General features: G+C 63.7%; 11 protein-coding genes and 1 pseudogene. 9 read left to right on the top strand and 3 right to left on the bottom strand.

Annotated elements, in window-relative coordinates; translation table 11 throughout:
- Both C6P64_RS12315 and C6P64_RS12310 read left to right on the top strand, forming a co-directional pair.
- Window positions 1-363 (top strand): annotated as a pseudogene (locus tag C6P64_RS12315) (hypothetical protein); the annotation flags it as partial.
- A gap of 82 nt (window positions 364-445) precedes the next feature.
- On the top strand, window positions 446-1603 hold the full coding sequence (locus C6P64_RS12310) for a glutaredoxin domain-containing protein (protein ID WP_211296841.1): 1158 nt from the start codon (window positions 446-448) through the stop codon (window positions 1601-1603).
- 6 nt (window positions 1604-1609) lie between these two features.
- Here the strand turns inward: C6P64_RS12310 and C6P64_RS12305 are convergent, their stop codons facing one another.
- Together C6P64_RS12305 and C6P64_RS12300 are read right to left on the bottom strand one after the other, a co-directional pair.
- Window positions 1610-2158 carry a rhodanese-like domain-containing protein gene (locus tag C6P64_RS12305; protein ID WP_105748860.1) on the bottom strand — a complete coding sequence of 183 codons (549 nt, stop codon included), beginning with the start codon at window positions 2156-2158 and terminating at the stop codon, window positions 1610-1612.
- A 76-nt stretch (window positions 2159-2234) separates the two neighbouring features.
- Window positions 2235-2891, bottom strand: coding sequence for a cytochrome b/b6 domain-containing protein (locus tag C6P64_RS12300; RefSeq protein ID WP_105748864.1), 657 nt, complete (start codon window positions 2889-2891; stop codon window positions 2235-2237).
- 80 nt (window positions 2892-2971) lie between these two features.
- On the opposite strand from C6P64_RS12300, the gene C6P64_RS12295 reads away from it, so the two are divergent.
- From C6P64_RS12295 to C6P64_RS12280, 4 genes are all read left to right on the top strand, one after another.
- Window positions 2972-3481 (top strand): c-type cytochrome, encoded by a 510-nt coding sequence (locus C6P64_RS12295; protein WP_342747538.1) that lies wholly within the window; start codon window positions 2972-2974, stop codon window positions 3479-3481.
- Window positions 3482-3628: 147 nt separating this feature from the next.
- On the top strand, window positions 3629-4843 hold the full coding sequence (locus C6P64_RS12290) for an efflux RND transporter periplasmic adaptor subunit (RefSeq protein ID WP_105748858.1): 1215 nt from the start codon (window positions 3629-3631) through the stop codon (window positions 4841-4843).
- Window positions 4844-4852: 9 nt separating this feature from the next.
- A complete protein-coding gene (locus C6P64_RS12285) occupies window positions 4853-6073 on the top strand; it encodes an ABC transporter permease (protein WP_105748857.1) in 1221 nt (406 codons plus the stop codon).
- Window positions 6074-6077: 4 nt separating this feature from the next.
- Complete coding sequence (locus C6P64_RS12280) at window positions 6078-6773, top strand: ABC transporter ATP-binding protein (protein WP_105748856.1); 696 nt, start codon at window positions 6078-6080, stop codon at window positions 6771-6773.
- Between the two features lie 123 nt (window positions 6774-6896).
- Here C6P64_RS12280 and C6P64_RS12275 read toward each other — a convergent pair whose 3' ends face one another.
- Window positions 6897-7769: an alpha/beta hydrolase gene (locus C6P64_RS12275; RefSeq protein ID WP_170073097.1), complete on the bottom strand. Its 873-nt coding sequence runs from the start codon at window positions 7767-7769 to the stop codon at window positions 6897-6899.
- 261 nt (window positions 7770-8030) lie between these two features.
- Here C6P64_RS12275 and C6P64_RS12270 point away from each other — a divergent pair, with 261 nt between their 5' ends.
- The 3 genes from C6P64_RS12270 to C6P64_RS12260 all read left to right on the top strand — a co-directional run bounded on the left by C6P64_RS12270 (window position 8031) and on the right by C6P64_RS12260 (window position 9981).
- On the top strand, window positions 8031-8597 hold the full coding sequence (locus tag C6P64_RS12270) for a sigma-70 family RNA polymerase sigma factor (protein ID WP_245911713.1): 567 nt from the start codon (window positions 8031-8033) through the stop codon (window positions 8595-8597).
- A gap of 78 nt (window positions 8598-8675) precedes the next feature.
- Complete coding sequence (locus C6P64_RS12265; protein ID WP_105748854.1) at window positions 8676-9722, top strand: permease; 1047 nt, start codon at window positions 8676-8678, stop codon at window positions 9720-9722.
- A gap of 25 nt (window positions 9723-9747) precedes the next feature.
- Window positions 9748-9981: a thioredoxin family protein gene (locus C6P64_RS12260; protein ID WP_105748853.1), complete on the top strand. Its 234-nt coding sequence runs from the start codon at window positions 9748-9750 to the stop codon at window positions 9979-9981.
- Window positions 9982-9988: the final 7 nt, after the last annotated feature.

Here is a 9988-nt window from a genome sequence, read left to right as displayed (position 1 = left end):
TCCTGGCACGACAGGCGGCCTGCGCCTGACGCGGCCATGTCTATGCCCTATGGGGGGCTGAATAGTTACCATGGTGCTTTCACCGACCGCATCGGCGCGCTGACCAACGACTTCTTCGTCCACCTGACCGACATGGCCTACAGCTGGAAGCCGACCGGCCGCAACAGCTACGACATCGTGGATCGCAAGACGGGTGCGACCCGGTGGACGGCAACCCGGGTCGACCTGGTGTTCGGCTCCAACTCCATCCTGCGAGCCTACGCCGAGGTCTACGCCCAGGACGACAACCGCGAGAAGTTCGTGCATGACTTCGTCGCGGCCTGGACCAAGGTCATGGACGCTGACCGCTTCGACCTGGCCTGAGATCGGGCAAGGCCGACGTTCCCCGCCAGCTGGGTCAGTGCCGGGCTGGCGGGGTAATTGCCATCATCTACGGATCCGACAATTGAAAGTCGTGCACTGGCTGAAATGGCTCTGGCTGCTGGCATGGCTGACCATACCAGCATTCGTTGCGGCAAAATCGCCTGGCACAGGCCCCCAGAACGGCCAAGTCGAGGCTGGCGCCGTGCTGGAGGTCTATGTGCGCGATGGCTGCCCCCATTGCGCCGCGGCCAAGGACTACCTGCCGCAGTTCCTGCAGACAAGGCCCTGGCTGCAAGTGGTCTACCGCCCGGTGGATCAGGACGATGCCGCGCGCGGCGACCTGATCCGCATCAGCCGCGACAGCGGCCTCTGGCCGCCGGGCGTGCCGACCTTTGTCTACCGGGGCCAAGTGCTGGTGGGCTTTGCCGATGCCGAGCTGTCCGGCCCGGAACTGGACCGGCTGGTGGGCCAGCGACCGGCCCCCTCGCCTGCTGCCACAGCCAGCCTGGATGCAGGCTTCTGGGGCACGCTCAGGCTGGATTCACTCGGGCTGCCACTGTTCACGCTCGCAGTGGGACTGATCGACGGCTTCAACCCCTGCGCGATGTGGGTCCTGCTGTTCCTGCTCTCGCTGCTGGTGCACCTGCGCGACCGGCGCCGCATGGCGCTGATCGCCGGCACCTTCGTGCTGGTCAGCGGCCTGGTCTACTACGCCTTCATGGCCGCCTGGCTCAACATCTTCCTGGCGGTCGGGCTGTCCGCTACGGTCAGGACTGGACTGGCCTTGCTGGCCCTGGCGATCGCCGCCGTCAATCTCAAGGACTTCGCATTCGGTCTGCAGGGGCCGTCGCTCTCGATTCCCGGCTCGGCCAAGCCCGGGCTGTACGCCCGCATGCGCGGGGTGATGCAGACCCGCTCCCTGCCGCTGGCCCTGCTAGGCGTGGCCAGCCTGGCCGTGGCGGTGAACTTCATCGAACTGCTGTGCACGGCAGGACTGCCGGCCATGTACACCGCCATCCTGACGCAGCAGGACCTGAGCCCGGCCGGTCACTATGGCTACCTGGGCCTCTACATCCTGGGTTATGTCGCCGATGACAGCCTGATGGTCGGCACCGCCGTGCTGGCACTGAGCCAGCGCCGGCTGGATGAAGGCCGTGGCCGCTGGCTCAAGCTGGTCAGCGGCCTGGTCATGCTGGCACTGGGCTTGGTCATGCTGCTGCAGCCGGACTGGCTGCTCTGAGCACGATCACTTCTGGTCGACGCGGTAGATCTTGGCCGGATTGAGCTTGGCCGACCACGGCAAGCCCGAGTTCTGCCAGCCGTTGAGCGTGCGCATGCCCTTTTGCGGTTCCTCCTTGCGAGCATCGCCCTGAAAGCCGTTGACGACAAAGCGTGCGTTCGGGAATCCGTTCTCGCGCAGCAATTTGGCGCTGGGCTCGCCGCGGTCGCTGCCAGAGCGGCACAGAGTGATGATCTCGGCATCGTCACCCAGACCGCGTGCGCGCAGCGCGGCACGCACCTGTTCGACGAAACCGGGATTGCGCTCGACCACGAACACGCCTTTTTCAGCGTTCCAGCGCGTACGGTCGACCAGCATGAAGGGAATGTTGGCATGCACGGCGTCGGTGAAGCCCACGAACATGATCTCGACCGGATCACGCACGTCGATGAACAGCACCTTGCTGTCGGCCTGCTGGAGCTTGCTCAGCGCTTCCTGCGCGCTGATGGGCATTTCAACCGCATGGGCCAGCCAGCCGGAACAGGCCAGTGCCGTGGCGAGCAAGAGTTTCTTCATGATGATTACCTCGGTTCAGTGGTGAAAGAAGTTGACCCGAAAGCAGCTGCTGGACGGGTGGTCAGGACTCAAGCATTCACAAGGATGCGATGAAGGCCGCTATGCCCACGCAGCCAATCGCCAGCACCAAGGCCAGGATGCGGTGCGCGAATCCGTCTGCGGAAGCCGGCTGCAGCAGGGTCGTGGTCTTGTCACCCGTGATCATGGCCGCCACGAGAGGGGTCTTCTTGACCCACTTGTAGTAGCCGATCGCCAACAGATGCAAGACGACCAGGCCAATCAGAACGAGCTTGCCCCACTCGGCATGGTAGGCGGTTGCGAGTGAGACCCAATCAGAGGGTGCGAAGCGCGACAGCGGGCCGGTAAAGGCGATCTCGTCATCGCTCAACAGGCCAGAGACGACCTGCAGGCACAGAACCAACAGCAGCGCAAAAACCGACAGGGCAGCAGTGGGGCTATGGCCCAGTTCGTGTTCGGGCCTGGACTGACCCCGAAGGTAGCTCACCAGCGTGAGCGGCGAATAGATGAACTGCGCGAAGCGCGACCAATGCCCGCCCACGAATCCCCATGCCAGGCGAAACAGCAGAAAGGCCAGCACCGCATAGCCCAGGCGGAAATGCAAGGTCATCCACTCGCCTCCAAGATTGCCCGTGATGACCAGTCCAACCACGGCCAGTACCAGCAGCCAGTGAAACAAGCGGGTGGGCAGGTCCCATATACGAAGCCGAGCCATCTTTTTATCCTCCTTGCAGCGGGGCTTACCGCTGAAAAGTACACACCAAATATGCAACGACATCATATACTGCTTGGGGTATGACCATCATGACTTGGCATACTCCTTTTGCCAAACTTTATCCATACAGAAAGCTTGCAATGAAAGCACGTCACGCCTTGATGCTTGCGACAGCCATGTTGTCGGCAGGTGCCGCCCAGGCACAGTTCCAGAAACCCGAAGAAGCGGTGAAATATCGCCAGAGTGCCTTCTCGGTGATGGGGACCCACTTCAGCCGGCTGGGCGCCATGGCCAACGGCAAGGTGCCGTTCGATGCCAAGAAAGCCCAGGAGGATGCTGCCGTGGTGCTGATGCTCAGCCGTCTCCCCTGGGCAGGCTTCACGCCTGATACCCAGAAGCTCGAGAGCAAGACCAAGCCTGCACTCTGGACCGAAATGGATAAGGTGAAGGTCGGCGCAGACAAGCTGATGACCGCTGCCATGGCCCTGGATGCCGCAGCCAAGACCGGTAGCCTGGATGCCGTGAAGAAGACTTTTGGCGATGCGGCAGCCACCTGCAAGGCCTGCCACGACTCCTACAAGTCTAAATAAGTCAGCAGCTTACCCTCCTTCAACCGGCTTTGGCACTGGCACTACCACTGCCAGTTTGGGTTCTGCCTTTCACAACCGGCACAAGCCGTTAGGCTGAATCAATGGGCGTATACTGGACTAGGGTATCTTTGACAGTTCTACCCAGCCATGATCCAGTTTCCCGCCCGCAAAAATCGCACACTAGGCCTTGCCATACTGCTTGGCGGACTGGTGCTCACTGCGGTCGCCTTCGCCACCCTGCGCGGAGAACAGGTCGAAGGAGCCCAGGTCGAACAGGGCGAAATGCGCCAAGCCGTGGTGGCGAGCGGGCGGGTTCGTACCCCTGAACGTGTCGAGCTGTCCGGCCAGATCACGGCCCGCGTCAGCGCCATTCTGGTGAAGGAAGGCGATGCTGTCAGCGCTGGCCAGCTGCTGCTTCAGTTCGACTCAGCGGAATGGCAGGCCAGTCTTGCACAGGCGCAGGCGAGCCTGGCCCAGGCCGAGAATCGTCTGCGCCAAATCAGCGAAGCCAACCTGCCGCTGGCCGAGCAGACCCTGCGCCAGGCCGAAGCCACTGCCCGTCAAGCCGAGCGTCATCATCAACGGGTCGCCGAACTGGTCGCCGACGGCTTCTACAGTCCGGCCCAGCTTGATGATGCTCATCGGACCCGCGATATAGCCGCCAGTCAGTTGCAGGCAGCCCTCATCCAGGTCAGCAACTATCGCCAGGACGGGAGCGAGGTTCGCCTGGCTCGCAGCAACGTCGAGCAGGCCCGTGCGGCACTAGCGGTCGCACAAGCCCGGTTGGACTATGCCAGCTTGCGCGCCCCGGTGGCTGGCCAGGTGCTGACGCGCCAGGCCGAAGTCGGCGCTACCGTGCAGCCGGGCAAACTGCTGCTGACCCTGGCTCCAGACATGGACACCGAACTGACGGCACAGATAGACGAGAAGAACCTCAGCCTGCTGGCCCTGGGCCAACGGGCCCGGGTTTCAGCCGACGCCTACCCGAGCGAGAGCTTTGAAGCCCGGCTCAGCTATATCGCTCCTTCTATCGACGCCCAGCGCGGTTCGGTGGAAATTCGCCTGGCAGTACCGGAAGCACCGACCTATCTGCGCCACGATATGACGGTGTCCATCGACATCGAGGCGGCCAAGCGCCCCAATGCCCTGAGCGTTCCCTGCGACAGCGTGCGCGACGCTACCGGCGTGCCATGGGTGATGGCTGTGCGCGACCAGCGGACCGTGCGCCAGCCGGTCCGTCTTGGCCTGCGCGGGTCGGGTCGTTGCGAGATCGTCGACGGCCTTAAGGGGGGCGAGATCGTGCTGTTCGCGGGTGACCAGGTCAGCGAAGGTCGGCGCGTGACCACGGTCGAGCGGAAATAAGAGCCGAAATTGAAAACCTGGCTGCCCTTCGAATGGATCGCCGCCGTGCGCTTTCTGCGCGAGGGGCGGATGCAGTCGCTGCTCATCATCGTGGGCGTTGGGGTCGGAGTGGCGGTGATCGTCTTCATGTCGGCCTTGCTGAGCGGACTGCAGGACAATCTGATCAGGCGCACCCTTTCATCACAGCCGCATATCACCCTGCTACCCACCGAGGATCTGCCCCGGCCCCAGCAAGCCAGCGCCAACACGGCCCTGCGCCTGCAAAAGAATGCCCAGCGCCTGCGCACCATCGACCTGTGGCAGACGCTGCGCGACCGCCTGCAGACCTGGCCGGAAATTGCCGCCGTCTCGCCGGTCGCCTCTGGCCCGGCTTTCGCCATCCGTGGCGAGGCCAACAAGGCGATCACGATGGTGGGCATCGATCCGCAACGCTACAACCGCGTCATCGCACTGACCGAGCGGCTGACCATAGGACAACTGCGAGTCGGAGCCGGCGAGGCCGTAATCGGCATCGAGCTGGCCAAGGATCTCGGTGCCGAGTTGGGCGACAAGCTTCGCCTGAGCGTGGCAGACGGCCGTAGCGAAACCCTGACCATCAACGGTCTGTTCGACCTCGGCAACAAGGGCGTCAATGCGCGCAACGTCTATGTCGGCCTGCGCACGGCGCAAAGCCTGCTCGACCTGGTCGGCGGTGTCTCCAGCATCGACCTGGCCCTGCACGACCTCGACCAAGCCGAACAACTGGCTCGCCGCATCGCCGGCGAAACCGGGCTGACGGCCGATTCTTGGATCAAGACCAACGCCCAGTTCGTCACCGCACTGACCTCGCAGCGCGTCTCGAGCAATGTCATCCGCTTCTTCATCGCGCTGTCGGTGGCCTTCGGCATCGCCAGCGTGCTGGTCGTCTCGGTGATCCAGCGCAGCAAGGAAATCGGCATCCTGCGCGCCATGGGTGCAACGCAGGCACAGATGCTGCGCATCTTCCTGTTGCAGGGCGGCATCGTCGGCTTTTTCGGCTCGCTGCTGGGCTCGCTGCTGGCCTGGAGCCTGCTGATGCTGTGGCACGTGCTGGCGCGCAACCCGGACGGAACAGCCATGTTCATCATCAGTGTCGAGCCCAGCCTGATATTGATCGCTGCAGGCGGGGCCAGTGTGGTGGGTATCCTCGCGGCGCTGCTGCCGGCTCGGCGTGCGGCCCAGCTCGATCCCGTAGTGGCGATTCGAGGCTGAAACCATGCAAGATGACGTACTGCACCTGGAAGGCATCCGCAAGTCCTACGGCAGCGGCGATCTCGAGACCGAGATCCTGCACGGCATCGACCTGCGCTTGCAGCGCGGCGAGTTTGCCGCCTTGATCGGCCCATCAGGCTCGGGCAAGAGCACCTTGCTCAACCTGATTGGCCTGCTGGACAGGCCGACCTCCGGCAAGCTGGAAATCGACGGCGAGGACATCGCCCGGCTCGATGACGCCGAGCTGACCCGCCTGCGGGGCAAGCGGATCGGCTTTGTCTTCCAGCACCACAACCTAATTCCGGCCTTCACCGCCGAGGAAAACGTCGCCATGCCGATGCTCGTGGCTCGTGGCCGTCCCGAGCGGGAAATGTTCGAGACCGCGGCTCGTTTGCTGGGTCAGGTCGGCCTGGGCGAGCGCAGGCGGCATCTGGCCAACCGTCTTTCCGGTGGCCAGCAGCAGCGCGTCGCGATCGCCCGTGCCCTGGCCATGAATCCGGCGCTGGTGTTAGCCGACGAACCGACTGGCAACCTGGATACCCATTCAGCCGATGAGGTGTTCAATTTGCTGCGCGATTTCAACCGCCAGCAGGCCACCACCTTCCTGATCGTGACCCACGACCCGAGATTGGCGGCTCGTTGCGACCGCATCATTGAATTGATTGATGGATGTATCGATTCCGATAGACAGGCAACCTGAGGCAGCAAGAACGCGTCCCAGGTTCAGGACGATCCTGCTGGACATTGGCCGGGATGCCGAAGCGGCGCCTGGTCAAGATGCCAAAGGAGCACGCCGTAGGGCTCGCCTGCGCCAACTGGCACTTCACGCCGGCAGGCCTGCGAGCCAGGCCAGCACCTGCCGGTTCAGCTCCGTCTCGTCAACGAAGCTGTCATGCCGGCCGGGCACTACCAGCAGATCGGCGTGGCGCGCCGCGGCCTTGAGCTGCTCGGCACAGGACAGCGGGACCACATCGTCTTCGCGACCGTGGACCAGCAGCACCGGGGCCTTCACCCGCACGATGGTGCGAACCGGCGCGATGTCGTCGAAGCGGTGGCCGATGACGCCTTCGATGTAGCGGTTCACCAGCCAGCCGATCGGCCAGAACGGGATGAGGTACTCCGCCAGCCAGCGCCGCATGACCTGCTCCGGGTGAGCAAAGGCCGAGACGCTGACCACGGCGCTGACGTCAGAACGGCGAGAGGCACATAGCAGGGAGGCCGCCGCGCCCAGCGAGTGCCCGAGCAGGACCACCGGAACCTGACCCTGATCTGGCGTAGGATGGAGTTGGTGCCGCTGGAGCCAATCCAGGCAGGCGTCCAGGTCTTCGGCAAAGCGCGGCAGGGAACTGAAGGTGTCCCCATCGCTGCGCCCGTGGCTGCGGGCGTCGGGCAGCAGCACGGACCAGCCCTGGCCGCACAAGGCGACGGCAGCCGTTCGCAACTGGCTGCCGTTGCCGCCCCAGCCGTGCATCAAGATCGCCATGCCCATTCTTGGACCACCCTCCCCCGCCGGCAGCCACTGGGCTGAGAGTTGCTTGCCATTGGTGGCAGGAATGGTGACCCACTGGAGTAGCGGATCGGTGGACGAAGGCTCGGGATGCGAGAGCTGCGGCGGCGTGAGCTCACGGCGCAACCAGCGCAGGCCTAGCCAGCCAGCCGCCAGCAGCACAGCGGGGAGCAGCAGGATCCAAGTCATCAGGCGTAATCGGTCAACAGCAAGTATCCGACTGGCAAAGCTGGGAGATACTCGCTGCCTACCACGACGGAGTGCCTCCTTTGCAGTGGCGCAGATGAGTGCCGGGCTTGAGCTGGCCGACACCAAGAGCATGGAAAGTCATGCGCAGAGTGTAGTGACATACTGGAGCTTTCCGCCATCATCTGGACATGTCTGGGCCGGCGGCCGGGCAATATCTGCTGGATCATTCACCGGCAGCGAGCGTGCGGCCTGGCTGCTGTAGTGACGGCGATCGAACTGAAGCATCTGACCATGAACTGTCTGCAAGCTGCCTGGAACACACATGCCACCGAATTGCGGCATTGGACCAGTCGCCGACTGGCAGATTCTGCTGAGGTCGAAGACCTGCTGCAGGATCTGTTTCTCAAAGCCATGCGACAGGGTGAACGTTTCTGCTCGGTCGACAACGCACGCGCCTGGCTGTTCGAGGTTGCGCGCAACGCCCTGACCGACCGTCTGCGGGCGCGGCGCGACAGCGAGGCGCTACACGACGACCTACCCGAGACGGTCGAGGAAACGGCGACTGTCGATCAGCTCGTCAGCTGTCTGCCGCGCGTGCTGTCCGAGCTGAATGAGGAGGACCGCGAGGCCATTACATGGTGCGACCTGCAAGGCATGCCGCAGGCCGAATTTGCCCGGCTCAAGGACCTGAGCGTGAGTGGTGCCAAGTCACGCCTGCAACGCGCGCGGGAGCGGCTGCGCATCCGCATGGCGACCGCATGCCAGGTAAGGCAAGACGACAGCGGCCAGGTGGTCGACTTCGTCCCGCGTGGCCCGGCACCGTACTGAATCGTTCAAAAACGCGAGTATTTCAGTCGATTTTTTGCCGGAGCTGCGTCTTTTTCAGACCTCGTGCGTCTTCAGGGCATGAACACGATTTCCTCGAAGTTGCAGCGCTGGCCGACCCGGCAACCCGTACCGTTCCTGTTGCTGGCTGCCGCCCTGTGGTGGAGCATCTATCAGACGCTGGTGCCGCTGTCCGAATGGCTGGTGACTCTGCTGCCGGTGGAGCGCTCCAGCCACCTCGGCGGTGCCCTGCAGTTCTTCTTCTACGACACCCCTAAGGTGCTGATGCTGCTGGCCGGCGTGGTGTTCGTGATGGGCATGGTCAACAGCTACTTCACGCCCGAGCGCACGCGCGCCCTGCTGGCGGGCCGTAGCGAGGGTATGGCCAACGTGATGGCCGCCACGCTGGGCATCGTCACGCCGTTCTGTTCCTGCTCGGCCGTGCCGCTGTTCATCGGCTTCGTTCAGGCCGGCGTGCCACTGGGGGTGACCTTCTCCTTCCTTATCTCGGCGCCGATGGTCAACGAGGTCGCGCTCACCTTGCTGTTCGGACTGTTCGGCTGGAAGGTCGCGGCGCTCTACCTCGGACTGGGACTGAGCGTGGCCATCGTCGCGGGCTGGATCATCGGCCGGCTCAAGATGGAGGCGCATCTGGAAGACTGGGTGCGGGAGATGCCGCGCCGCAGCGCCGCCTTCGAGGCTTCTGAGTCCACCCTGGGCGACCGCGTCGAGGCTGGATTCACCGCCGTGCGCGAGATCGTTGGAAAGGTCTGGCCCTACATCCTGGCGGGCATCGCGATCGGCGCCGGCATCCACGGCTACGTGCCAGAAGACTTCATGGCCAGCTTCATGGGCAAGGAAGCCTGGTGGTCGGTGCCTCTGGCCGTGATCATCGGCGTGCCCATGTACACCAACGCGGCCGGCATCATCCCGATTGTGCAGGCGCTGCTGGCCAAGGGCGCGGCGCTCGGCACCGTGCTGGCCTTCATGATGAGCGTGATTGCGCTCTCGCTGCCGGAGATGATCATCCTGCGCAAGGTGCTCAAGCCGCGCCTGATAGCCACCTTCACGGCCGTCGTGGCCTGCGGCATCTTGCTGGTGGGCTTCGTCTTCAACGCCGTTCTGTAAACCGTTTTTTCACAGGAGAACCACGATGGACATCAAGGTACTGGGCACGGGCTGTGCCAACTGCAAGCGCACCGTCGAAATGATCCAGCAGGCCGCACAGGCCAAAGGCGTTGCCGTCAACATCGACAAAGTCGAGGACATCCGCGCCATCATGGGCTACGGCATCCTGAGCACGCCAGGTGTCGTCATCAACGGCGAAGTGGTGCATGCAGGCGGCCTGCCGACGCGCGAGAAAATCGAGCAGTGGCTGCACGCATAAGGAGATC

Source organism: Malikia granosa (assembly GCF_002980595.1).
GTDB classification, from domain to species: Bacteria; Pseudomonadota; Gammaproteobacteria; order Burkholderiales; family Burkholderiaceae_C; genus Malikia; species Malikia granosa.
Note: the sequence above shows the minus strand (reverse complement) of the source record. Positions and strands in the feature narration are given on the sequence as shown.